The following is a 22,763-nucleotide window of genomic DNA, read 5'->3' on the forward strand; positions in this document are numbered from 1 at the left end:
CAGGCAAAGATGAACAGATACCAAAGGCTTTGCATCATCGTGCTTTCCCATTTACGCGAAGGTCATAAACGGCTGCTTGGTACATGCCCAAGAATAGCGTTCCGCACCAAACCAGACCGGATAGAAGAACCAAGAACATTGCTGCGCTTTCCAGAGACCTAATAGCGTGTTGGGCGGTGCGTAGCTGACTGAAGGCCAAATAGGTGCTGTCGTATCGAATAAGTAGGTATAGATTTGCAAGACACGTTGCGATCCAAGCCATTGCGCTGCTGGCTATGATCCTTTGCAACTGCTGTAGGGTCACAGAAATAACGGCAGGTTTGAACACATTCCATTCGTCACATGCTCGATTAACCAAGAACATCAGTAAGGCAAGAAACCCACACGCAATAACGACGCTTTCAAAAACGGTAAACATAATGGCTTCCTTATGTATCAGGTAGGGTGGCCAGTCCTACCCGACTCAGTCATGAGGCTGGATCAACCGCCACGAATCCAGCGAAGCGCCATCTTAGCGGCGGTCATGGTGGCATAGATCGCAGCCAGCACACCGGCCACGGCCATCACCGCTGTGATGACGTCCGAGGCCTTAAACGCGCCCGTGATCGCGGTCAAGTCGATGCTGCCGGCCTCCTGAGCCATGACGGCACCCGATACCAGCGTAAGTGCGGTAACACCTACAGCAGCAGCCACCGGCTTGAGGTTGAAGTTCAGCTTCTTCATGTGAAGTTCCTTTTCATAAGGTTGGGCAGGAAACCGCCTGCCTGTCGGATTTACCTAACCCCTACGGATCAAGTTCAATACGGCTCCAACACCGCGCCCTAGGAGGAAGAACAGCATCACCACCGATAGCCCCAGGCTGAATACCTGTGCAACATCGACAGCATTTAGCTTGGGGATCGTGTTGCCTGCGGATTCCAACGTTTCACGCTCGATGGCGATCTGCTGGCGATGCTGTATAGGGCAATCCGTCCCGGCTTCGATGCTGATGTCGCAGTACTGGAGATAGATGCGTGTCATGGTTCAAGCCTGGATGCACGGCACATAGATCAGGATGACCACGCCCCGGCCATCCAAGTGATCCTGCACGGCCTCAACGGCGCTTTCCGGTTCCTGGAACGGGTCTGCTGCGGTCAGGGCCATCACGTTGATGACGCCACCTTCGCCATCAGCGGCCAGAAATGAGCCGTCTTCGGTGCTCTGCACCAGATAGCGAGGAACGCACCACATGGTCAGGCCGCCTTCGTGGGCTTCGCCAGCTCGACAGGCTGCAAGCTGGTGATGACGGTCTTTTGCGTCTTGCCGTTGGTGACGATTTCCAGTTCCGCCTCTGCCACCAACGGGAACGGCAGGTGCTTGAGCTTGTGGAACTCCTCGGAGGTGCCGTAGTTGTATTCCACGGTGGCAAAGCCCTTGCCCATGCCTTTGCTGTCGTCCAGGTCGGTCTGGACGTAAATCTTGGTGCTGTCGTATTCCTGGCCGCTTTCCAGCTTGCCCTTGGAGCCTTTGACGCCAGCGATGGTGATACGGGTATTGAATTTCATGATGTCGATTCCTTATCCGGCGTCGGTTAAGCCGCCACGCTGGCCGGTTCAGCGGGCTTCAATATGCGTTGGATGCCCTGTTTCAGCAGAGCATTGGGTACGGTGCGCAGACTGCGCGGCAGCTCGCGGGCTGCATGTTTTTCGATCAGGTCGCCAATCCAGGCCATGCCCTCCAGGCCCGCATCGAATGCGCGGGTCAGATGCACCAGGGACGGGGCGACGGTGGTTTCAAGCCAGCGCAATTTGCGCTTGACGACGGCATCGGTAGTCGCGTCTTCCAGCTTGGGCTTGGGCTTGGTCTTGATACGGATGGCCTCGGACACGTCCAGCAGTTCCTGCATGTAGGGATGCGCGCCCGCAAAGTAGGTGTCCGGTTCAATCAGACATTCCAGTGGCAAGATGCGATCCTGTGACCAGTAGCGCAGCTCAATGCGCCACCAGGACGATTCCATGTCCTTGTAGGCATGACCCTTGTCGTAGGCATTGACCAGTTTTGCACCGCGTCTGCCTACGTAGTAGCTGCGTGAGTGACCTGCATCCCAATAGCCGTCGGTGCGCCCCTGGGGCCGTCTGCCGTGGTAATTGAAACCGCCATTCATGCAGGCTTCGCGGACACCTTCAACGCCGCCACATCCTCCCTCGAAGAAGTCGAGGGCAATGTCGATGCGAGACAACCGGGCATTGAGCGGCACCAGGAAGTCATACATGGCCTGACGCCAGCCAGCCTTGGCGAAGGTGCAGCCGCTGCCATTGAGCATGATCAGATAGGTATCGCGCTGATACACGCCGCCACCAGACACGCTGCCGACTTCCTCGCCTTCATCGTTCAAGATGCGCAGGGTGCTGTCGTAGTAGTTGCGGCCAGGGCGCAGGTCGCCCACCTGGAAGCCAGTGATCGCGGCCACTTTCTTGGCCAGGATCGCCATGACCTGGACTTCGGTGACGAACTCACCTTCATGGTGTTCGTTGCTCAGCGTCCAGAACAGGGAATTGAACAGATCGGTTCCCTTGATGGTGGTCGAGAGCCAATCCACCGAGCAGCGGTCTTTGCTGGTGGCCTGTGCCTGGGCCAAGGTCATCTTGACGCGACGGCCTTCGAGCACCAGCTTTTCGTCTTTGGTTAGGCGGTGCGTCATTGCTTCACCCCCGTACCTGCGGCTTTGCCGTTTCTCCCCGTTTTACTCGGGGGGGGTGCCGCTGCCCGTTTTTGTGCTGCGGCTGTCCTCGCACAGCTGCGGGCAGGCGCAGCATAAAAACGGCTCGAAGCGTGCAGCCGACACGTGTAGCGCGGAGCTAACGTAAAGGCTATTAATTGCTTGCTTGATCATAAAGCGAACTCAGCAGCTCGTTCCGCTGCTTTGATGCGGATGGCTTCCACATTGATGAACACCCGCTTACCAATCTTGATCGTTGGCCAGTAGCCACGATTACACTGCGCTTGGAATACTGAGTGCTCGATACCCATTGCCTGGGAAAAGGCAGTTGGTGTCATTAACGGCATTGACATAGCAATAGGTTGACTTTGCATAGCCAGTGAAGTGCTCATGGATTCCTCAACAAAAGAAATGTACGATTAGGTACACGATTAAAGACACCAAACAGTGCATAAATTATGCACTGTTTACAATGGGCGTGCAACCAAATGACGGCAACAGTTAGAGATAGTGCAATTACAGAACGGCTAATTTCTTGGATTAATGACAATTACCCTGCTCGAGGGAAGTTCACAAAGTTAGAAGCCGATAGCAAAATTCCTGCACAAAGGTGGAAAAATGTTTTCTATAGGCGCCAATATGCAAACCAAGAAATGCTTGATTTTATTGATTGTTTTTCAGAAGAGGATGCGGGGTGGATCAGGACTGGCGTTAAGTTGCCAATTGAAGATAGCTATCCCTTTTTAACTGCTCCGCCAACCCAACAAGAAACACAGAGCCTAGCGAAACGTTTGATATGGGTTATCAAGGAGTGGACTTCACCACGTGGGGCACAGTTATTCTCTTATCTTGAGGATAAGTATCATGGTGTAATTAGTGCAGATGAATGGGCCTCCGTCATTCTTGGAAACAAAGAGCCTTCACTGGAAATGGTGCATTTAGTATGCAAGATAAGGCCATATTTCACAGAATGGATACTTTTGGGTTCTGTAAATAGTCGGAATCCACAGGTTGATCCAGCCAATAAGGATTCTGTCGACCACTGGAGGGAAAAACAGATTGCTTTTTTTGATGAAATTAATGCGGCGTTCTCAACTGATGTAGACCATGACAATTAAGAGGGTTAATGCAGGTTGGATAGTAGATATTCAACCAGGAGGGCGGGGGGGCAAACGTCTAAGAAAAACGGCTCGCACTCAAGCTGAAGCAAAAAATTGGGAGATCTGGGTTAAGGCAAACACCAACAGCCACGCTGATTGGATGCCGGAGAAGAAGGATTTACGTAGGCTAGATGAATTAGCAGCTACTTGGTTTGAGCATCACGGCAAAGAGTTACGGGCAGCGGAGGATACTTACAAGCGAATCAAAGCGGCTATTGCTGCGCTAAAAAACCCCATGGCTAGCGAGTTCAGCTCGCAAGTTTTTGCGGTGTATCGTGCGGAACGTCTAGATAGAGGCATTTCCTTAAGCACCGTAAACCGCGAGCATGCATATATACGAGCGATGTTCAATGAGTTAATTCGGCTTGGGGTTTGGAGACGAGACAATCCGCTGAAAGATTTGCGCCAGTTTAAGGTGCAAGAGAATGAGTTAACCTATCTGACCAAGGAGCAGATTACAGCGCTGCTCGTTGAGCTGAAGAAGTCCACCAATCCACATGTTGATTTAGTGTCTCGGATCTGCCTTGCTACAGGCGCTCGTTGGAGCGAATCCGAGCAGTTGCAGCCACAGCAGGTTCGACAGCGACTGATCCAGTTCGCCCGTACCAAGACCGGCAAGGCTAGAGCAGTACCGATTAACCAAGACATACAAGATGAAGTTTTTGCACACCACGCCCAGCATAAGAATATGGGCTCAGTTTTTATGAGTTGCAGCGGAGCCTTTAGAGAGGCCGTTGACCGAGCTGAGATCCAATTACCTCCAGGACAACTTACCCATGTTTTGCGGCATACCTTTGCTAGCCATTTCATGATTAATGGCGGCAATATTCTAGCTCTACAACGAATCCTTGGACACCAGGATTTAAGAACAACAATGCGCTATGCACATCTCGCGCCGGATCATTTGGACACAGACAGAACATTGAACCCCTTGGCCTTCAACTCAGCGTTGACACTTGGTTGACACGGAACCCTCAGGCAACAAAAAAGCCACCGCATCGGGTGGCTTTAATGTCCTGATTTAACAGGGAAATTTTGGTGCCCCCCCCGTGAGTCGAACACGGCACCAACGGATTATGAGTCCGCTGCTCTAACCAAGCATGAGCTAGAGGGGCAACAAGTCCGCAATTATTACATAAAGTCTGTGTTTGTGCCTAGCGTAGCCACGGCTAGAGCAAGAGATTCAAGCATCTGGAGGCCCAACTGTATTTGCTCGCGATTGGTAGCACCTTGTTGGTTATCCTTGGAGCACAATGAGCGCGTCTAAAACCCAGAGAATAATGATGAAAACACTTATTTTGGCTTTGACCATGACAGCTATTCTTTCCGCCTGTGCCGTCCATACTCCCAGGGGTTCGGTGATTGTGGATCCGGATGGTTACGGTGGATATGGGCAGCGTCACTGTCCACCCGGCCAGGCTAAAAAGGGCAATTGCTAAGCAAGTACCGCAGGCTGCCCCTTTATTTGCGCTGATAGCGCTTGCTACCTGTGCTGGTTTCGCAATAGCGCCCTCCACGAGGGCCGGTGCAATAGGTTCCACTGGAGCAGGGGCAGGCGCTGCTGGATCGCAGCGCCTGTGGCCTGGACTGCGAACGTTGTCCTGCAGTGCCGGTGTACGCAGGACACGATCGCTTGCTGCCGCTGGCTGAACCATCACGGCATACAAAGATTTCCCCCTCGCAGTGGGAAATGCCACCTTTTTTGCCTGAGCAGGGAGTGTTTCTTGCCTGCGTGCTCAGAGGTAGCAATGCCATGATCAGGCATAGGAACAGCCATTTCATTCTTGTCTCACATGCCAGGGACGAGCTTGAGTCCCCAATGGTCTTGTTATAAAAGGGGCATTGAAAAATAATAGTTTTTTGATGCTCTGTTATAGCAGAGGTTTTATTTGGATATTGTCATGCGAATCTTGATGCTTGCCCCCGCTTTATTGTTAGCCGCTTGCCAAACTACGGCGCCCACCGAGAAAGTTGGCAGTGAAGCCTGGCTAGAAAAGGTGGATCGTCAATTGGCTGTCTCTGATGGACAAGGGCATGGCCCTGACTATGGCTCGCAGGAGTGGTGCAACGTGGTGCATATCCGTTTGTATGGTCAGCACTCAGCACAGCCCGTCCCTTGTGATCAGGCCTGGATGGAGAAGGTCGATCAGGAAATGAAAAAGCGTTAAGCTGCATCATGCATGGCAGCCTGCGCTGCCAGCTTTTTACGAACGCCGATAGTATTTCCGGTGCTCCACCATGGTGCCGATGATTTCAATAGCATGCTGGTCGCTGCGAATGGAAGGATAGTCTTCGTTCAGCGGCACCAGCTCAAAGATTTCTTGCCCACCTTCATCTATGCACAAGAGCCGGTACTTCTTGAAGGTGGCTTCTTCTTCGCTGTTTTTGGCGACCACATAATCACCGGGGCGGGGCGTGAGCTCGCAATCAACAATAATCCGGTCGCCTTCCTTGAAGTCCGGCAACATGGAATCGCCCTTGATCTGCAAGGCAAAGGAACGCTCGGACAGACACAGGTCCGTCAGCAGATATTCCACTTCTTCAAACGTGAAGTTCTGACCGGGATCCCGAAACACACCTGCCTGTACATAGTTCAGCAGGGGGATACGCCGCTCGCCCATCATGGCGTCTTGCACGTTGGAGTCAAAACCGTGCTTGGCCCCAAAACCATAGCCTTGCTGATCCAGGCTATGCGCTTCCAGACCCACTTCTTTTTCTATGGCCCGCGCCACTCGTTCGCCAATGCTGCGCCCACCGTTGTAAGTGGATGACAGGTACTGGGCCAGTTGTGCCCGTGTGCGCCCAATAGAGCGCGCAAAGTCAGCCGCGTTGCCGTGAGCGCGGTCTTCAATCAGGCGTTGCAGGTTTCTGCGGCGAATCGAGTAAATATCCATACCCGACATTAAAACAAGAAAAAACTAAACATAGGTTTAGATATTTCTTTTCTTTACGTTTAGAACTATCTATACTCAATGCATGGACGCTAAACACATCATCGAAGAAATGGGCGGTCGCCGAGCCGTATTGCGTATCACGGGCTTGAGCAAAGGCCGCATATCTCAATGGGAGAAGGCTGGTGTCATACCGCGCGTCTGGCAACTGGTCTTCCATCACATGAACCCGGTGGTGCCCGCCCCAGCACCCAAAGAAAGCTCTAGAAATATCTAAGCATTTACGATGGGTTTGGCTTGCAAGCCATGCCTGACAGTTCGATTGCGTCATGGGGTGACGCAGTTCTTGTGCCCTTGGGGCATTGCCTATCAATCGGATGTTCGTGGCCTGTTTGGGCCAGGGATCCTGCTGCGCGTCATATTTTTGCAAATACATCAGAGGCGTGCGGTTTTTCAGGCGGGGGTGCCATGAAAACACGTATTCACAACCATCGACACGAGTTTGCTTGTCGATGGCTCACACAGTCAGGAGCGTGCCTATGAGCAATATGCCGTGGTTTCGCGCCTATACCGAGATGGTGGACGACGAGAAATTGCGTCTGCTGGCTTTCGAGGACAGATGGCATTACGTGGCCTTGCTCTGCCTTAAGGGGCAGGGCGTGCTAGACAGCGAAGACACGCTGATGCTACGCAAGGTGGCCGTCAAGCTGGGCCTGGACCTGCGCACCTTGGACGATGTGGTGCGCCGCTTAAGCGAAGTGGGCCTGATCGACCAGGAAACTTTGCAGCCTCTGGCGTGGGACAAACGCCAGATGAAATCCGACAGCAGCGCGGAGCGGGTGGCGCGTTTTCGGGCCAGAAAAAAACAGGAACAAGACGGTAACGAAGGCAGTAACGCGTCCGTAACGTTACCGAAACGGCCGGGTAACGCGCTAGATAAAGAGGCAGATAAAGAAGGAGATACAGATACAGAAAAAGATAAAGAAAAAATAAACGTGCGTCGCAAGGCTCCGGCGCTGGAGTTCTCTGCCTGGCCTGCTGAACCCCGTGCCGAAGTGATCGCAGATTATCTGCGCCATCGTCGCGAGATCAAAGCGCCCTTGACGCAAACCGCCCTGAACCGCCTGGGTACCGAAGCCCACCGTGCCTTGGAGATGGGCTACAGCGTGGACGACTTTCTGGCCGAGTGCATGTTGCGTGGCTGGCGCGGGGGCAAGGCCAGCTGGCTGGAAGGACGCAACGAGCCCCGTGCAGGTCAGGCGTCGGGCTTTGATCCCCTGGCTTATGTGAACCGTCATCGGCAACGCGAGGAGATAGACGATGTCATCGATATCTGATTTTTCCAACCCCTGGCTGCTGCGCCACACCAAGCTGGAAGGCATCAGCCTGATGGACCATTTGTATAACCGGCTCAATGGCATTTATCCGAACAAGTTCCGCTCCAACTTTCGGGACAAGCAAGCCATTGAAGACTGGAAACAGGCCTGGGCCGAAGCTTTTGACGAGGAAGGTGTCTCGCCCAATGACGTGGCACTAGGCATCAAGAATTGCCGTCGCATGTTTGATTGGCCCCCCAGCTTGCCGGAGTTCTTGCGCGCGTGCCGCCCTCAACTGGAACCAGAAACCGCCTTTTTCCAGGCCGTGCGTGGCATGCAAGCACGAGTGCGAGGAGAAATGGGCGAGTGGTCACACCCGGCTATCTATCACGCAGCAATCAGCATTGGACAGTTTGACATGCTGAATCAGGCCTACACGCAGCTGGAACAACGCTGGCACAAAGTGCTGGGAGATCACCTGGCCAAAGGACAGTGGGCAGAAATCCCGCCGCCTCGATTGGCCCTGACCTCCCCGCAAGACTGGGAGCAAGGGCGCCGGGAAGGGCAACGACGCGTGCGCGATCTGGCTCAGGTGATTTCGGGCGACACCAACAAAGACCCGCGAGTCTGGGCGAATCGGATCTTGGCCCGCCCGGAAGCGTGTTCCTTGGCTGTGCTGAAGATGGCCAAAGCAGCCTTGGGCAAGGAGTGAACCAGCCATGGATCTGACAAGACGGCGTCATCAAGAGGTGCATCAGGCGATCACCGGAGCAACTGCCCATCGCTACAGAGCACTGCTGGCTTTGCAGCGGAGCGGCCAGATCAGGCATTTGGTACAGCAGCCATCCTGGAGTCTGGTGCCACGGCTTTTCAGCCACCTGATACCTGCCGGCAGGATTTGCTATATCGCGGATTTTGCCTACACGGACAACAGCAGCGGCGATCGCATTGTGCAGTTAAGCGGCGATACAGAAAGCCTGCTCCAAAGCATCAAACGAATTTTGCTGACCCGGATGCACGGTATCACCGTTCATCGGGCTTGAAGGAGGAACCCACATGACAATCAAAGCAGAAAAAAAGCAGGGTCTGAGCGGCGACGATTTGCTCTGGAACTGGGCCCGTTGGTGCTGGTCCGGGCAGACCGTGGGCAATATGGAACGCTACGTTCCCTGGCAAGAGGACTTTCGGCCCATACATCAAGACCACGCTTTGGCGGTTGACGCCCTCTACCAGCGCCTGCCGCATTACCAAGCCATGGTCATCCAGGCCGAGTACCCGCGCAAGAACGCTCAGTACGGTCATTTGACCGCCAGCGAACGCCAGGCCACAGCCCGTTTGTGGATCAAAAAGGTGACTGGCGCGGTCCTTCGGGATGAAGACTACCGCCGCCATTTGATGGATTTCAGAATCACAGTCGAGAAGGAGATTTTGCGGTGAAGTATGCAGCCGAAGTCATAGACCTGTTAGCGGCCTATCCGGGACGAGAGTTCCGCATGATCCAGATTGTGCGGCACGTCAGCAAAGGCATGGAGCTGTCCACGGCCCAACGCAACGCCATGCGCGAAGGGGTCAAGCGTGTGCTGGTGCAGTTGCAGGATTCAGGCCAGGTGGACAAGATCAAAGAGGGTGAAACCTCTGCTTTTTACGCCTGGCGTTGCAGTCTGCAACATGGTCCGCTATGAATCTGCAAGGCTAATTGCAATAATGGGCGTGCAAAGTTGCGTCCAATGCAAACGAAACAACCCCGAGCAAGAAATTGCTGCGGGGTTTTTTTATGTCTGGTCACAACAACCTACGCACAGTCATCGATTGGCCATCAAGCAGATGGCCAGGACCGTTCAGGAGAACTACACAAGATGAACTTTGAACAGATCAGTAAAGCCATTATTGATCACATGGTGGCATTGACCGGGATTGCTCAGGAGCGCATCGAGTATCCCAATGCGCACGCGGCCTTTACTCCGCCGGATACAGGCGTCTGGTGCCGTCTGCTGATCAAGAATACCGACTCGGAAATCTCGGGCATGGGTGCGAAACCCTACACCCGCAAATCGGGCGAGATTCTGATTGAGTGTTTTGATCGTTTGGGTCAGGGGCGTCAGGAGCTGGATCGCCTGAGTGATGCCGTGGATGAACACTTTTCCTTCTGGTCTGAAGGAGCGTTGGAATGCCTGGGCCTGAGCCAGGTCGACGTGGCAGCGGATGACCCGCAAAAACGGCCACAACGCGAAGAGTTTTACCAGATCAACCTGACCGTCCCGTTCCGGGCCGGTTGATTTTTTACCTGTTTTTTTGTGCCGACCTCGCGTCGGTTTTTTTTTGCCTGCATACAGGAGAGATGCATTATGAGTTCTGGCGCTAAAGTTACTAGCTACCTGGTTAAAGAAACCGTTCCCGGAGTAACCCCCGGTTCGGGCTGGCAGACGCTGCGCGTTACCGGCAACACACTGACTCCTACCCTGAACAAAGAGGAGTCCGAAGAAATCACCGATTCGCGTATTGGTCAGGGTTCGATCGTGACCAGTATTGATATTGGTGGCGACATCACGGGCGAACTGTCCTACGGCACCTTTGACGAGCTGCTGGCCGCTGCCTTCTACGGCGAGTGGAAAGAGAACAAGCTGAGCGTGGGCGAGACCCGCAGCACCTTCAGCCTGGCCAAAGCCTATCGTGACGTGGATGTCTACGCGCTGTTCAAGGGTGCACATGTCAGCACCTTTGCCCTGGAAGTGCCTGAAGAAGGCAAAGCCACCGTAACCTTCACCATGTCTTGCCTGGATTACGAAGACAAGGAAACTCCCTTTGCCACCGATCCGGCCGAGCCCAGCCAAACACCTTTCATGTCCTCGATCAGCGTGGGCGATGTGAAAGCCAATGGTGTGTCTTTGGCTGGCCAGGCTTGCGTATCGGGCCTGACCCTGAATATCGACAATCAACTGCAGACCCAACGTTGCTTTGGTGCCGAGCGCTTGGGTCCCGGTGCCCTGATTGAGACCGCAGCAGCCATCACCGGCACAGTGACCCTGGCTTGGTCCCAGAAGGCTTGGGAGCTGTGGAAGAACCAGTTCAAACGGACCCCGATCGCCATTTCCTTCCCGATCACCGACTCCCTTGGTAACAAGTACGAGATCGATCTGCCCGCCATTGAAGTCGATGGTGACCTGCCTAACGGTGCCAAGGGCGATATTCTGAAAGTGGAGCTGAACTTCACCGTGGCCAAGCAAACTCCCGTGCTGACTCGTAGCCCAGTTGCTGCGCCTGCACCTTAAGGAGTGATGGCATGGCTTTGAAGATTAATCGCCTGGAATCGGTGCTGAGTCAGGAACGGTGGGAGGATTATGACGAGGACGTGTCTTTCAAGATTGCGGCGCTTGATACCGAGGCTTATCAAATAGCCTTGGAGCGAGCTCGCCGCTTGATTGCACGGGAAGATGCAGGGCATTCACTGGCGGCTATTCGTGTTTCAAGTAACGATGTCCGCGAGCACGATGTTCAGTGCCAGTTGTTGAGCACGTATATCGTCAAGGACTGGAAGGGTGAGGTCCTTGATGAAGCGGGCAATGTCATTCCTTATTCGCCCGAGAATGCGACCAAGTTGTTGTCAGAGAACACAGACCTTTTTGTCTGGGTGATTGCGACAGCGGCCCATGTAGCGGCCAATGCGAAGAAGGAGGCCCAGGAAACCGTGGAAAAGTCCTCGCCCGGTTCCAGTGGGAAAAAGAGTGGGCCGGGCAAAATGAAAAGCGCAAGCTGATTCATTCGACTCTCGGTGCTCAGATCCCGGATGAACCTCCCAGTGATCCAATTACGGATCATGTCATCCGTGTTTATTGTGCTGCAGACCGTTGTCGGAGTGTCGTTGTCGGAATGGGCGGTGCGGTGCCATTGCCCCTTTCTACCGAGAACATTAGCGCTGTGGTCCAGGCATACGGAACCCCACTGCCCCGGCAAGAACTGGATATGGCTGTGTTTGAGCTTGATCGCTTGGAACGCAGTTGATTGCCTGGTGGTGGGAGCAGGAGTTGGGCCAGCTGGGGTTGTACGTTTACCTGGCTGGCCCAATTGTTTTGATAGGGTTCAGGTCCTGAGATTTGAATCAGCGTCTATGTGCGGTTTTCCCTGCTTTGGCAGGGTTTTTTTTATCTGGAGAATTTGAATGGCGCAAGAGTCTCGATTGACTATTACGCTCGATACTCGGCCGGCGGAGCAAGGTGCCAAAGATCTGACGCTTGCCCTAAATGCAATGGAGGCGGCTGGCATTCGTGTTGCGGCCATGTCGGATCGAGTCAATGGCAGTATGGCAGGCGTCAGTCATGCGACCCTCTCAAGTGCTGCTTCAGCCGCTGTGATGGACCGAGTGTTGAAGTCTGCCTTAAGTAGTTTTTCGGCCATGGATTTGATTGAGATGGCCGAGCAGTGGGATAGCTATGCCGAGCGTATGGCGGTTGCGACGCAGTCTTTGGGCGAGTACGACCAGGCCCAGGCACGAGTGGCGCAGCTTGCTCAGGCGACATCCCGCCCTATTGATGAAACACGTGAAGCATTCATCGCACTTTCCCCGGCTTTGCGGGAGATCGGTCTTGGTTTTGATCAAAGCATGGATGCAGTAGGGGCTTTTTCTGGACTGTTGGCAACGAATGGGGCTAGTGCAGATAGCGGCGCAGTCGCCATGGAGGCGTTTGCCAATTCGTTTCGTACCGGTGCAGTTAATGCCAGTGACTGGGCGCAGATTACTGGTACTCTTGATTCCCTGATTTCCCATATGGCCGACAGCACAGGGAAAACGACGGCAGAGATTGATCAGTTGGGCAGGAGTGGGCAGATGTCTGCCCAGATGTTGGCTCAAGGTTTGGCATCTTCTTATATCCCTGCCTTGCAGCAACTGGAGTTGATGCCCAAGACAGTCAGTGGCGCGCTGACAAACTTGAACTCGGCATTTAGCGAGTACGTAGGCAATACGAATAACTCCTTGCAAGCAACGACATTGTTGGCTTCGGGAATCAACTTCATTTCCCAGAATTTTGAGTCGTTTGCAGATGTTCTGGGGACTGTGGCCTTGGGGGCCTTGGGTGTCTATACGTCACGGACTATTGGTGCTGTTGCGGCCTCTGTGAGTGCCACTGTAGCGAGCCATACCAAGGCTGCTGCTACGCTTGCCGCTGCCAGAGCGGAAGCACAAGCTGCGGCTGCGGCTTTGGCAAGCGCACAAGCGAATCTTGGGTTGACTACGACCCATGCGCAGGTGGCAACAGCAAAGCTGGCGGACGAGGCTGCCACAAAGCGCTTGGTAGCCGTGCAATCAACCAGTGTAAGTACTGGTAGAGCATTGCTGGGCGTGTTGGGGGGGCCGGTAGGGCTTGGTGTTACAGCAGCACTCGCAGCTGGGTCGTTTTTGCTCTTTAGTAATAATGCAAATACTGCAGAGAAAAGTGCAAATAGTTTCCGTGGCTCGGTCGATTTGCTTAGTGTGTCACTCAATAAAATGGGAAGGGCTGCACTTGAGAATACCAAGTGGAAAATCGGAGAAGAACTGGTTGGTTTAGGGAAGGACATAGCTTTTTACAAGATTCAGCTTCAGAGTTTGGGCTCGCAGATGCATGCGATGCCAGATAAGAGTTCGCCTCTATATGAGCAGTTGAGTCGCCAGAGTAGGGATCTTTTTGAGACATACGAAGTAGCGATGACGCGGGCGGAGGGCTTGCGATTAAAGTCTGAAAAGATTACAGAGTTGCTCAGTGCTCCTATCAGTGCTGGTGTGGAACAAGCATCGGAGGACTTTGTTAAGTTTGAATCCCAGATAGATCGTCAGATTGCACTCACTGGTAAAGCTAGTAATGCTGCATTGCTTCGATATGATCTGGAAAAGGGTCTGCTTGGGAAAATGAGTGATGAAGAGCACAAGCGAGCCCTTGAGAAGATCGAGATGTTAGAAGCTGTTGAGCGTGCGGAAGAGGCTGCTCGCAACGCTGCTGGGGCTGATAGGGGAAGTCAGCAAAAGAAGGGAGTGAATCCGTTAGTTCAGGGGTTGCAGGATCAGGTAGCAGTGCTCGGGATGTCTGAGCGTGAGATGTTTAACTATCAGCTGCGACTTTCAGGAGCCTCAGAGAAGGAGATGGGGCTCGCAAATGCGTTGTTCGAAACTAAAGAGGCTTTTGAGCAGGCAAAAGTAGCCCAGGACGCATATAAGTCGCTTATGTTGGAGTTGAGCACAGAGGAAGAGCGCAGTACGGATACTTTTAAAAATAGAGTCCGTGTTTTGAATGAGGCGGGATTGTCTGCCGATGAATATTCCAATGCAATACAAAAGCTGGTGCAAAGCAGCATCTCTGTAGCACCTCAGTTCAATGAGCCTACCAGTACATTGGGAGGGGGGATTGGAGAGTTATTGAATGTCACACGAGGTGAGGTTGCACTGGATGAGTGGCGTGCAAAAGAGTTGGCAGAAAAGGCTGCGTACTTTGAGACCTTAGAAGGTATGGAGGAGGAACATGCTGCAGCTATTTTGGAAATAAATACGCGTTACAACGAGCAGCAGTCGATTCTATTTGAAGCATGGCGGTCAGCGACATTATCTAGTTTTTCGACTGTGACTAGTGATGCTATGCAAATGCTGAAAGCGTTGGGGCAAGAGGGATCGACAGCTTATAAGGTTCTTTTTTATGCCAATAAGGCCGCTAGCATTGCCCAAGCAATTATTAATACAGAAGTCGCTTACACCCAGGCTATGGCGATTCCAGGTGGAAAGGGACTGGCAATAGCGCCGTGGATTCGCGGGATGGGCTACGCCTCGGTCGCTATGATTGCGGCTACTTCTTTGAGCGGGATGGCTCATGACGGTCTTGACCAGATACCGCGTGAGGGCACCTGGTTGCTGGATAAAGGTGAGCGGGTGCTTAGTTCTAGACAAAATAATGACCTCACTTCTTATCTTCAAAGAGCTAACAAGACTTCTGCAGGGGGCGCACAGTCAGCTCCAATTAATGTCGAGGTGAATATTTCTAGTAATGGTTCAGCCCAAATGCAGACTAGTGGCGGCAGTCAGGCAGATGCCAGGCAACTAGGTGAATTGATTGCCGGGCAAGTTCAGAAAGTGCTGGCCAGTGAAATGCGGCAAGGCGGCTTACTGTGGAATCAACAACAAGGGTATGCATGATGAATACATTTACTTGGGCGGCGGAACAGCAAAATATGGTGCAAGAGGTTGAGTTCCAGGTTTTGTCAGCCAAGCTGGGTGATGGTTATGTACAACGGGTGGGCAAAGGGATGAACTCCAAAGACGCCAAGTGGTCTTTGGTGTTTTTGGGGCGACAGCAGCGTATTGATGAGATCACAGAGTTTTTGGATGAACATGCTGGATGGTGCTCTTTTCTTTGGACCCCACCTGGGCAGAGCACGGCGATTGTTACCACTTGTGGTGCCTATTCGCAGGAACATCAAGGCGCCGATGTTTGGCGACTGTCCGCAACTTTTGAGAAGGGGTTTCAACCATGACGATTACTGCAGATCTACAAAAGTTGGAGCCTGGTGCCATCGTGGAGTTGTTTGAGCTTGATGCTGAAGAAATTGGTGCTGGCACGTTTCGTTTTCATGGCTATTCGCAAGATACACCGATTTGGTGGCAAGGAAAAAGGTATGAGCCATGGGCTATTCAAGCGACAGGATTTAAACGCGCAGGTGAAGGGCGCCAAGCGACTCCTAAAGTGCAGGTGGGAAACATTGGTGTGGATGCTCAGGGCAAGCCTGTGCCAGGGGTGATTTCCGCCTTGTGCCGGATGTATGGGGATTTAGTTGGTACACGATTTATTCGGCATCGTACCTTAGTGAAATATCTTGATGAGGCTAATTTCTCGGAGGGTAATCCTGGGGCAGATCCTACGCAGTCTTTTCCTCTTGAGGTGTGGCTGATTGAGCAGAGGTCTGCCAGTAATGCCGAAGCGGTAGAGTTTGAGTTATCCAGCCCGTTGGATTTCCAGGGGCAGCGATTGCCAGGACGCCAAATTATGACGTATTGCTCTTGGACGCGTATCGGTGGCTATCGTGGGCCTTATTGTGGTTACACAGGTTCAGCCATGTTTGATAAGAATGATCAGCCAGTGCAGGACCCTGCTTTAGATCGTTGTCCTGGTTTTGTCCGTAGTTGCCAGTTGCGGTGGGCTAGTGTTCAGAACTGTCAACCTGAGGAAGCAGAGATTTCATTTGGTGGTGAACCGGCGGCTGATCGCCTCCGTTAATGATTGCGATGTATTGGATGACCGCTATAGGCGGTTTTTTTTATGGGTGTCATATGAATAAAAAAACCATAGAAGCGATTAATGCGCACGCCTTGGCTGAGTATCCACGTGAGGCAGTGGGTTTTGTGGTGGCTAAAGGACGCAAGGAAATTTATGTGCCCGGAGTGAATGTGGCTAGCGAGCCTGAAAATTTTTTCATAACTCGTCCGGAGGATTGGGTGCAAGCCCAGGAGCAAGGTGAGTTGATCGCTTTTGTGCACTCACATCCGAATATGTCGGCTGCGCCCAGCCAGGCGGATCGTGTGGCATGCGAGGCAATGGCTGAATATGTAAAACCTTTGGAGTGGTTGATTGTTTCAGTGATGCCAGGTGCAGGTACTCCTCAGGTACGCGAGATGGAGTCCTTCCGCCCAGAAGGTTATCAGGCCCCTCTGATTGGTCGTCAGTTTTATCACGGGGTACTAGATTGCTACACCCTGGTGCGGGATTTTTATCGTCGTGAACGGGCAGTGGTTTTGCCAGACTTTGAACGTGAGGATGGTTGGTGGGAGGGGGATGAAGAACTGTATCTTGATAACTTTGCCAAAGCTGGTTTTGTAGAAGTTGAGGATGGTCCCAAAACTGGTGATGTGATCCTTATGCAATTGCGTAGTGATCGGGTTAATCATGCGGGGGTGTATTTGGGGGCCTCTTCCTTGGCTGAAGCCTCGCATTTACACCCTGTGCCCGATGCAATGCTGCACCATGCCTATGGTTACTTATCTGAACGAGTCCCTTACGGCGGTTATTGGGCACAGATTACTCGCAAGATTATTCGACATAAGGAGTTGTTGTGATGGCCACAGCATCGGTGAGTCAAGAGCTACGCACGATACGGTTGTATGGCAAGCTCGGTACCCGTTTTGGTCGGGTTCATCATTTGGCAGTTAATTCTCTGGCAGAAGGCGTGCGGGCTTTATGTGTGTTATTGCCTGGTTTTGAGCGAGAACTACTGACCTCGGGGGACCGAGGTATCTCTTATGCATGCTTTCTATCCACAACGAATATCAACGAGGAAGCGTTGGAAGCACCCGTAGGCCAGGAAGAAATACGGATTGCGCCCGTGATTCGAGGCTCGAAACGAGGGGGGCTTTTTCAAACAATACTGGGTGTGAGCTTAGTCATTGTTGGTGCTTTGGTTGTCGGTGGTCATCCTGTGCTTGGATATGGGTTGATGGCTGCTGGTGCTGGCATGACCCTGGGCGGGGTATTTCAAATGATCATGCCTATGCAGGTGGGGTTAGGAACAGCGGATCAAGCAGAGAATAAAGCGTCCTACAACTTTAATGGTCCAATTAATACGACGGCCCAGGGGAACCCTGTTCCGCTAGGGTATGGGCGAAAAATAGTAGGTAGTGCTGTAGTTTCAGCTGGGATTTATTCAGAGGATCAGATGTGATGAGACTTCTTGATTACAACATTGCGGCGCCTGCGGGCGCCGTTCCTGTTTCTGGGGGCTACAGCGTCAAAGGTCACAAGGGCGGGAAGGGGGGCGGTGGCTCGACTCGTACACCGGTTGAGGACCAGGATAATCTGCACAGTATTGCTTATGCCTCGATTATCGATCTGGTCAGCGCTGGTCCTATTCATGGGTTTGCAAACAGTAGCAGCCCTTTGCGCTCTGTATACCTGGACAAAACGCCTATTGAGAATGACGATGGCAGCCTGAATTTTACAGATGTTCAATTGGAGTTCCGTGCGGGTACACAGGACCAACGGTACATTCCTGGTTTCCCGGCTGTGGAAGCTAGTTCGGCGGTGAATGTAGAGCTACGTTCAGACCAGCCATTCACACGATCTATCCAGAACATACATATCTCGGCTGTACGAGTGGGGTTGTCGGTACGTGGTCTGAAACAGCAATCCGCTACAACCGGTGACATATCTGGCTATCGTGTTGAGTATGTGATTGAGTTGTCTACCGATAACTCAGCTTTTGAAGAAGTGCTACGAGCTGCCTTCGACGGTAAGACAACCCAGCAATATGCACGTTCTCATCGCATTGATTTGCCACGTGCGCAGGTAGGTTGGATGCTGCGCGTGCGTCGGACTACCGTTAATGCCAACAACTCTACGGTGAGTGACGTTACATACGTTGATTCCATTACAGAGGTCACTGATGCCAAGTTGCGTCGTCCGATGTCGGCTTGTGTTGGTCTGCGTGTGAATGCCAAGCAGTTTCAGAGTATTCCTTCGCGTGCCTTTGATTTGTACTTACGGGTGGTACGAGTACCTAGCAACTATGATGCGTGGACACATAGTTACTCCGGGAGCTGGGATGGTACTTTTAAAGTTTCCTGGACAGACAACCCTGCCTGGATCTTCTATGACCTGGCCACGAATGCATGTGATGGCTTGGGGCGTCTTCTGCCCGCAGCTTGGTTGGATAAGTGGTCTCTTTATCAAATTGCACAATATTGTGATGAGCAGGTGCCCGACGGAAAAGGTGGTACCGAGCCCCGCTTCTCCTGCAATGTGTATTTGCAGGATAAAGCGGAAGCATGGAAAGTCTTACAGGATTTGGCATCGGTTTTTCGTGGGATTGCTTATTACGCTCAAGGGTCGGTGCAAGCAGTAGCCGATATGCCACGGGATCCGGTCTATACCTACTCGAATGCCAACGTAATTGATGGCGTGTTCAATTATGTCGGATCCAGTTTGGCGACTCGTCACACTGTTGCTTTGGTCTCCTGGAATGATGAGACTGATATGGGGCGGGCCAAGGTGGAGGTTGTTGAAGACCCGGAAGGCATGGTCCGCTACGGCGTAAGACAAGTTGAGCTAACAGCATTTGGGTGTACGTCTCAAGGTCAGGCCCAACGTATGGGACGGAGTGCTTTGTTTACCTCCCGTATGGAAACTGAGGCAGTTACTTTTGCGGTGGGTTTGTCAGGTAATTTGGCTCAGCCAGGGCAAATTATTGAAATTGCCGATTCACATTTGGCTGGGCGTCGTATTGGTGGTTTGATTCAAGCAGCAACTGATGTTGAAGTGACACTGGATGCTTCTGTTCGAGTCGTATCGGGTGATCGTTTGACGGTCGTATTACCGAATGGTGTTTCTCAGTCTCGCCTTGTGGTTGTTGAGGATGGCGAAGAAATAGAAGGACAAGTCCTGCTGGTTGACTCACCGTTTAGTCAGACTCCTGAGCCAGAGTCGGCTTGGTCTATCAGCTCGGCTGAATTGTCGACTCAGAAGTACCGAGTAGTTAGTTTGTCGGAAGGGGACGGCCTGAAATATACAATTAAAGCTGTCCAGTATGTGGATGGCAAACATGCCGCGATCGACTATGAAACCCGCGTGGAAACTCCACCGGTTAGCGTTGTTCCCCCGCCTGTTCAGAGCATCCCGGGTAATGTTTCAATCACCTCTTATCATGTCATTGATCAGGGGCAGGCCCGACATAATGCGGTGATTTCCTGGGATGCCGTTCCCAATGCTGTTGCCTATGAGGTGCAGTGGCGCCGGGATAACTCCGAGTGGGTTGTAGTCCCGCGTACGGGCTCCACCAGTGTTGAAGTTCCTAACATCTATGCAGGTGCGTATCGTGCGCGTGTACGCGCGATTAACGTCCTGGATGTGTCCAGCCTGTGGGGAAATTCAGATCTGACGGATTTGTCTGGCAAGCTGTCTGCGCCTTTGCCTGTGACAGATCTGAGGACCAGCTCCATTCCTTGGGGTATACAAGTCAAATGGAGTTTTCCTGCGGATCCGAACATCATTGAGCGCACCGAGATCAGGTATAGCTCGACTCAAAGCTTTGCAGATTCGCTGAGTGCCGGTGGTTTTGCGTATCCGACGGACTCATTCGAGCAAACAGGTTTGGCGGTGACGGCTCAGCATTTCTTCTGGGCGCGTCTGATCGATAAAAACGGGACTCAAGGACCGTGGTTTCCGGCAGAGTCAAAACCCGGCATTCGGGGTGTGCCTTCTACATCGGCCAGTGACTATAACGAGCTGATCACTCCATCCATTGTTGAGGGCGGCCTGGGCGAGTTGCTGATGGGTAACATCCGCGACATCCCCAAAATCCGCGATTCCGTGGGAGATCTGACTCTTGAGCTTGGTGAGCTGAATCAACGGGTTGATGAGGTCAATGGCCAAGTACAAGAGCTGCTTCTTGCTGATAAATGGGATTCGAAAAAAGCCTATGCGGCAGGTGCTGTCGTCTTTGCCAATGACAAGATGTACCGCGCTAAAAAGGCTGTACCGGCAGGCAAGAAGATAACGGATGCGGCGTATTGGGGGCTGATCGGAGACTTTGCCTCGATCACTGATGGTCTTGCTGCTTTGGCGGTCCAGTCGCAGGAGACGATCAGCCGGGTGGAGAGTGCGGAAGGCCGGATCCAGGCTAATGCTCAGCAGATCAATACGGTCGCAGGCCAGGTGAACGATCCGGCAACGGGCCTTGGCGCCTTGGCTTCCTCCGTGCAATCCATGCGCACTCAGGTTGAGCAACTGGAGGGTGGTCTGCGCTCCTTGTCTGACTCCACCACGGCGCTGTCCAGCAAGGTAGATGGTCTGGATGCCGTGCAGCGTGGCTTGGCAACGGCCGTTAATTCCTTGGGTACCCGTGTGACGGCGACCGAGGGCAAGCTTGATGCACAAGCAAGCAGTATCACGCAGTTGACGACCAGCGTGAACAGCGCCGATGCCAAAGCCGTTGCGGCGCAAGATGCGGCAGCGGCTGCCGCCACTGCCGCTGGGGCAAAAGGGGAGGTGATCTTTGCAACAGCAGCTCCTGCGGCTGCAAAGCGCCTGGCACAAAATCTGTGGATCGACACTAAAAACAATGCCAATACTCCCAAGCGCTGGAATGGCAGTGCCTGGGTGGCCGTAACGGATAAAGCAGCAACAGACGCGGCAGCTGCTGCGGTGGCTGCAAAAGCTGCAGCTGATGCGGCGCAGGCTACTGCAAATCAGAAAGCGGATGCCAGTGCGGTACAAGCCTTGAGCAATCGTGTAACGGCGACAGAGCAGGATGTCAGTGCGCAGGCGCAGAGCATTACAACGTTGGAGACTGGGCTTGAGTCATTGACAGCCCCAGCCGGAAACTTGCTGCTGGCGTCGAACGTTGAGCAAGTTCGGGCCACACCTGTATATCTATTTGGACGTTACAACCTGACTGAGGACTTTGTTCCTGCCCAGGGCTATACCTTGGTGGTCTGCTATACACATAAGCCCGCGGAGGGTGATACGGAGTCGCGTATTGGTGTGTGGGCGGGTGGCAGTTCAAATCGGGTTGCTGATCTGGAGCGCAATGCTGACCAGTCTGTTCAGGTCGTCAAATTCACCAAGGCTGCTGCCAATGCCTTGCCGCGTGAATTGCGGTTTTACTATGCGCCGTCCCCGGGTAACCATGCTGGTCAGGCAACTATCCATTGGGCAGCTTTATATCTTGGTGATGTTGTACCCGCTATGCAATGGCAGCCTAACCTGGCAGAGGTGGTAGAGGAAATTTCCGCCAACTCCTCGGCTATTCAAGGTTTGACCAGTACGGTCACACAACAAGGCAGCTCCATTTCTTCTCAAGGACGTGACCTGACGGCTTTGCAAAATACCGTCCATGATCCCAAGACGGGTTTGGCAGCTACAGCGGGGGCCTTGAACGAAACCAACTCTCGGGTAACTAGCGTAGAGGGCCAGCAAGACGCCTTGGCTACCAGTCAACTGATGCTGAATGCAGAAATCAAACGCCAACAGGCGGGTGAGGATGCTGACCTGGAACGAGTGCTGAATCAGTTTGATACTCAGAAAGAGCAAACCCAAATCCGGGCGTCTTTGGCTGAGTTCAAGAATGTCCAGGCTGACGAGAATCGTGCGTTGGCTGAGTCTATTACGACTTTGGAAACGGGTATTGGTAGTAATTCGGCGGCGGTCGAGCAGGTTGCTCGTTCTTTGACGGAGTTGGATGGCAAGATCGCTTCCAGTTGGGGGGTGAAGCTGCAGGCGAATCAGAACGGGGTGAAGTATGTCTCTGGTGTTGGTTTGGATTTGACTAACGAGTCTGGTGTTATGCAGTCCACGTTCGCAGTCCTGGCTGATCGATTTGCTGTGATGCACGCTACAAACGGGACTCCTACGACCGTTTTTTCAGTACAAGGGGGAGCCAGTATTTTAAACACTGCCTTAATCGGGGATGCCACGATAGGCGTTTTGAAGTTGTCCGAGTGGATTCGTTCTACAGCAGAGGTTGGCGGCCGGCCAGTTTTGGAATGGAATACCAGAACTGGCCACCAAGTGACGAGAGCCATATCAGGAGATTGGTTGGTAGTTCGCAATGGTTATGGCAGCTATGTTCAGTATGTTCCTACAGGTGTCTGGGTTGTAGAGGACGGAGTATTTGGAGGACATAGTCAATGAGTAACGGTTTGGCAGGTGTTCGAGTGAGGGACTATTTATCCGGGGAGATCAGGCTAGATACAGAC

25 protein-coding genes and 1 tRNA gene are annotated in these 22,763 nt (G+C 52.8%); 17 read left to right on the forward strand and 9 right to left on the reverse strand.

Features of this window, described 5'->3' with window-relative positions:
• Positions 1-480 precede the first annotated feature (480 nt).
• The 6 genes from NIZ92_RS07290 to NIZ92_RS07315 form a co-directional block, all read right to left on the reverse strand.
• On the reverse strand, positions 481-723 hold the full coding sequence (locus NIZ92_RS07290; protein WP_254002984.1) for a hypothetical protein: 243 nt from the start codon (positions 721-723) through the stop codon (positions 481-483).
• Between the two features lie 54 nt (positions 724-777).
• Positions 778-1,020 carry a hypothetical protein gene (locus NIZ92_RS07295; RefSeq protein ID WP_254002985.1) on the reverse strand — a complete coding sequence of 81 codons (243 nt, stop codon included), beginning with the start codon at positions 1,018-1,020 and terminating at the stop codon, positions 778-780.
• A gap of 3 nt (positions 1,021-1,023) precedes the next feature.
• A complete protein-coding gene (locus NIZ92_RS07300) occupies positions 1,024-1,230 on the reverse strand; it encodes a hypothetical protein (RefSeq protein WP_109061551.1) in 207 nt (68 codons plus the stop codon).
• A 2-nt stretch (positions 1,231-1,232) separates the two neighbouring features.
• Positions 1,233-1,544, reverse strand: a complete 312-nt coding sequence (locus NIZ92_RS07305) for a hypothetical protein (RefSeq protein WP_042487380.1) — start codon at positions 1,542-1,544, stop codon at positions 1,233-1,235.
• Between the two features lie 26 nt (positions 1,545-1,570).
• Positions 1,571-2,680 (reverse strand): replication initiation factor domain-containing protein, encoded by a 1,110-nt coding sequence (locus NIZ92_RS07310; protein WP_254002986.1) that lies wholly within the window; start codon positions 2,678-2,680, stop codon positions 1,571-1,573.
• A gap of 188 nt (positions 2,681-2,868) precedes the next feature.
• Positions 2,869-3,090 carry a hypothetical protein gene (locus tag NIZ92_RS07315; protein ID WP_254002987.1) on the reverse strand — a complete coding sequence of 74 codons (222 nt, stop codon included), beginning with the start codon at positions 3,088-3,090 and terminating at the stop codon, positions 2,869-2,871.
• A 96-nt stretch (positions 3,091-3,186) separates the two neighbouring features.
• Here NIZ92_RS07315 and NIZ92_RS07320 point away from each other — a divergent pair, with 96 nt between their 5' ends.
• Both NIZ92_RS07320 and NIZ92_RS07325 read left to right on the forward strand, forming a co-directional pair.
• Entirely contained in the window at positions 3,187-3,816 is a 630-nt protein-coding gene (locus NIZ92_RS07320) for a hypothetical protein (protein ID WP_254002988.1), read from the forward strand.
• Complete coding sequence (locus tag NIZ92_RS07325; RefSeq protein ID WP_254002989.1) at positions 3,806-4,822, forward strand: tyrosine-type recombinase/integrase; 1,017 nt, start codon at positions 3,806-3,808, stop codon at positions 4,820-4,822. The genes NIZ92_RS07320 and NIZ92_RS07325 overlap by 11 nt, the downstream gene beginning before the upstream one ends.
• A gap of 72 nt (positions 4,823-4,894) precedes the next feature.
• Here NIZ92_RS07325 and NIZ92_RS07330 read toward each other — a convergent pair.
• A tRNA-Ile gene (locus NIZ92_RS07330) sits at positions 4,895-4,973 on the reverse strand.
• Between the two features lie 786 nt (positions 4,974-5,759).
• Here NIZ92_RS07330 and NIZ92_RS07335 point away from each other — a divergent pair.
• Positions 5,760-6,026, forward strand: a complete 267-nt coding sequence (locus tag NIZ92_RS07335) for a hypothetical protein (protein WP_254002990.1) — start codon at positions 5,760-5,762, stop codon at positions 6,024-6,026.
• Between the two features lie 36 nt (positions 6,027-6,062).
• Here the strand turns inward: NIZ92_RS07335 and NIZ92_RS07340 are convergent, their stop codons facing one another.
• Together NIZ92_RS07340 and NIZ92_RS07345 are read right to left on the reverse strand one after the other, a co-directional pair.
• Positions 6,063-6,752, reverse strand: coding sequence for a LexA family transcriptional regulator (locus NIZ92_RS07340; RefSeq protein WP_088453217.1), 690 nt, complete (start codon positions 6,750-6,752; stop codon positions 6,063-6,065).
• Positions 6,706-7,185, reverse strand: a complete 480-nt coding sequence (locus NIZ92_RS07345) for a hypothetical protein (RefSeq protein ID WP_254002991.1) — start codon at positions 7,183-7,185, stop codon at positions 6,706-6,708. Before NIZ92_RS07345 ends, NIZ92_RS07340 begins: the two co-directional genes overlap by 47 nt.
• 103 nt (positions 7,186-7,288) lie before the next feature.
• On the opposite strand from NIZ92_RS07345, the gene NIZ92_RS07350 reads away from it, so the two are divergent.
• The 14 genes from NIZ92_RS07350 (at position 7,289) to NIZ92_RS07415 (ending at position 22,698) form a co-directional block, all read left to right on the forward strand.
• A complete protein-coding gene (locus NIZ92_RS07350) occupies positions 7,289-8,086 on the forward strand; it encodes a hypothetical protein (protein ID WP_254002992.1) in 798 nt (265 codons plus the stop codon).
• Positions 8,070-8,777, forward strand: a complete 708-nt coding sequence (locus NIZ92_RS07355; RefSeq protein WP_254002993.1) for a replication protein P — start codon at positions 8,070-8,072, stop codon at positions 8,775-8,777. Before NIZ92_RS07350 ends, NIZ92_RS07355 begins: the two co-directional genes overlap by 17 nt.
• A gap of 7 nt (positions 8,778-8,784) precedes the next feature.
• Positions 8,785-9,108, forward strand: a complete 324-nt coding sequence (locus NIZ92_RS07360) for a hypothetical protein (RefSeq protein ID WP_254002994.1) — start codon at positions 8,785-8,787, stop codon at positions 9,106-9,108.
• 13 nt (positions 9,109-9,121) lie between these two features.
• A complete protein-coding gene (locus tag NIZ92_RS07365; RefSeq protein ID WP_021446766.1) occupies positions 9,122-9,502 on the forward strand; it encodes a hypothetical protein in 381 nt (126 codons plus the stop codon).
• A complete protein-coding gene (locus NIZ92_RS07370) occupies positions 9,499-9,747 on the forward strand; it encodes a hypothetical protein (RefSeq protein WP_009459904.1) in 249 nt (82 codons plus the stop codon). The genes NIZ92_RS07365 and NIZ92_RS07370 overlap by 4 nt, the downstream gene beginning before the upstream one ends.
• Positions 9,748-9,921: 174 nt before the next feature.
• Positions 9,922-10,341, forward strand: a complete 420-nt coding sequence (locus NIZ92_RS07375) for a phage tail terminator-like protein (protein WP_254002995.1) — start codon at positions 9,922-9,924, stop codon at positions 10,339-10,341.
• A gap of 69 nt (positions 10,342-10,410) precedes the next feature.
• Positions 10,411-11,334: a phage tail tube protein gene (locus tag NIZ92_RS07380; protein ID WP_021446765.1), complete on the forward strand. Its 924-nt coding sequence runs from the start codon at positions 10,411-10,413 to the stop codon at positions 11,332-11,334.
• Between the two features lie 11 nt (positions 11,335-11,345).
• Positions 11,346-11,819, forward strand: coding sequence for a hypothetical protein (locus NIZ92_RS07385; RefSeq protein WP_009459896.1), 474 nt, complete (start codon positions 11,346-11,348; stop codon positions 11,817-11,819).
• Positions 11,820-12,221: 402 nt separating this feature from the next.
• Positions 12,222-15,218 (forward strand): tape measure protein, encoded by a 2,997-nt coding sequence (locus NIZ92_RS07390; protein ID WP_254002996.1) that lies wholly within the window; start codon positions 12,222-12,224, stop codon positions 15,216-15,218.
• Positions 15,215-15,556, forward strand: coding sequence for a phage tail protein (locus NIZ92_RS07395; RefSeq protein ID WP_022983190.1), 342 nt, complete (start codon positions 15,215-15,217; stop codon positions 15,554-15,556). The genes NIZ92_RS07390 and NIZ92_RS07395 overlap by 4 nt, the downstream gene beginning before the upstream one ends.
• Positions 15,553-16,296 (forward strand): phage minor tail protein L, encoded by a 744-nt coding sequence (locus NIZ92_RS07400; RefSeq protein ID WP_254002997.1) that lies wholly within the window; start codon positions 15,553-15,555, stop codon positions 16,294-16,296. The genes NIZ92_RS07395 and NIZ92_RS07400 overlap by 4 nt, the downstream gene beginning before the upstream one ends.
• 53 nt (positions 16,297-16,349) lie before the next feature.
• Entirely contained in the window at positions 16,350-17,132 is a 783-nt protein-coding gene (locus NIZ92_RS07405; protein ID WP_021446763.1) for a C40 family peptidase, read from the forward strand.
• Complete coding sequence (locus NIZ92_RS07410; protein WP_230940607.1) at positions 17,132-17,734, forward strand: tail assembly protein; 603 nt, start codon at positions 17,132-17,134, stop codon at positions 17,732-17,734. The genes NIZ92_RS07405 and NIZ92_RS07410 overlap by 1 nt, the downstream gene beginning before the upstream one ends.
• Positions 17,734-22,698 carry a phage tail protein gene (locus NIZ92_RS07415; RefSeq protein WP_254002998.1) on the forward strand — a complete coding sequence of 1,655 codons (4,965 nt, stop codon included), beginning with the start codon at positions 17,734-17,736 and terminating at the stop codon, positions 22,696-22,698. The genes NIZ92_RS07410 and NIZ92_RS07415 overlap by 1 nt, the downstream gene beginning before the upstream one ends.
• The last annotated feature ends 65 nt before the right edge of the window (positions 22,699-22,763 follow it).

Source organism: Alcaligenes sp. 1735tsa3 (genome assembly GCF_024134565.1).
GTDB classification, from domain to species: Bacteria; Pseudomonadota; Gammaproteobacteria; order Burkholderiales; family Burkholderiaceae_B; genus Alcaligenes; species Alcaligenes phenolicus.

Coding starts and splice junctions, on each gene's coding strand:
- NIZ92_RS07375 (WP_254002995.1), top strand. CDS start 9,922: ATGAACTTTGAACAGATCAGTAAAGCCATTATTGATCACATGGTGGCA.
- NIZ92_RS07325 (WP_254002989.1), top strand. CDS start 3,806: ATGACAATTAAGAGGGTTAATGCAGGTTGGATAGTAGATATTCAACCA.
- NIZ92_RS07320 (WP_254002988.1), top strand. CDS start 3,187: ATGACGGCAACAGTTAGAGATAGTGCAATTACAGAACGGCTAATTTCT.
- NIZ92_RS07295 (WP_254002985.1), bottom strand. CDS start 1,020: ATGACACGCATCTATCTCCAGTACTGCGACATCAGCATCGAAGCCGGG.
- NIZ92_RS07305 (WP_042487380.1), bottom strand. CDS start 1,544: ATGAAATTCAATACCCGTATCACCATCGCTGGCGTCAAAGGCTCCAAG.
- NIZ92_RS07385 (WP_009459896.1), top strand. CDS start 11,346: ATGGCTTTGAAGATTAATCGCCTGGAATCGGTGCTGAGTCAGGAACGG.
- NIZ92_RS07315 (WP_254002987.1), bottom strand. CDS start 3,090: ATGAGCACTTCACTGGCTATGCAAAGTCAACCTATTGCTATGTCAATG.
- NIZ92_RS07360 (WP_254002994.1), top strand. CDS start 8,785: ATGGATCTGACAAGACGGCGTCATCAAGAGGTGCATCAGGCGATCACC.
- NIZ92_RS07410 (WP_230940607.1), top strand. CDS start 17,132: ATGGCCACAGCATCGGTGAGTCAAGAGCTACGCACGATACGGTTGTAT.
- NIZ92_RS07415 (WP_254002998.1), top strand. CDS start 17,734: ATGAGACTTCTTGATTACAACATTGCGGCGCCTGCGGGCGCCGTTCCT.
- NIZ92_RS07395 (WP_022983190.1), top strand. CDS start 15,215: ATGATGAATACATTTACTTGGGCGGCGGAACAGCAAAATATGGTGCAA.
- NIZ92_RS07310 (WP_254002986.1), bottom strand. CDS start 2,680: ATGACGCACCGCCTAACCAAAGACGAAAAGCTGGTGCTCGAAGGCCGT.
- NIZ92_RS07405 (WP_021446763.1), top strand. CDS start 16,350: ATGAATAAAAAAACCATAGAAGCGATTAATGCGCACGCCTTGGCTGAG.
- NIZ92_RS07355 (WP_254002993.1), top strand. CDS start 8,070: ATGTCATCGATATCTGATTTTTCCAACCCCTGGCTGCTGCGCCACACC.
- NIZ92_RS07350 (WP_254002992.1), top strand. CDS start 7,289: ATGAGCAATATGCCGTGGTTTCGCGCCTATACCGAGATGGTGGACGAC.
- NIZ92_RS07335 (WP_254002990.1), top strand. CDS start 5,760: ATGCGAATCTTGATGCTTGCCCCCGCTTTATTGTTAGCCGCTTGCCAA.
- NIZ92_RS07400 (WP_254002997.1), top strand. CDS start 15,553: ATGACGATTACTGCAGATCTACAAAAGTTGGAGCCTGGTGCCATCGTG.
- NIZ92_RS07390 (WP_254002996.1), top strand. CDS start 12,222: ATGGCGCAAGAGTCTCGATTGACTATTACGCTCGATACTCGGCCGGCG.
- NIZ92_RS07300 (WP_109061551.1), bottom strand. CDS start 1,230: ATGTGGTGCGTTCCTCGCTATCTGGTGCAGAGCACCGAAGACGGCTCA.
- NIZ92_RS07340 (WP_088453217.1), bottom strand. CDS start 6,752: ATGGATATTTACTCGATTCGCCGCAGAAACCTGCAACGCCTGATTGAA.
- NIZ92_RS07380 (WP_021446765.1), top strand. CDS start 10,411: ATGAGTTCTGGCGCTAAAGTTACTAGCTACCTGGTTAAAGAAACCGTT.
- NIZ92_RS07365 (WP_021446766.1), top strand. CDS start 9,122: ATGACAATCAAAGCAGAAAAAAAGCAGGGTCTGAGCGGCGACGATTTG.
- NIZ92_RS07345 (WP_254002991.1), bottom strand. CDS start 7,185: ATGTATTTGCAAAAATATGACGCGCAGCAGGATCCCTGGCCCAAACAG.
- NIZ92_RS07290 (WP_254002984.1), bottom strand. CDS start 723: ATGAAGAAGCTGAACTTCAACCTCAAGCCGGTGGCTGCTGCTGTAGGT.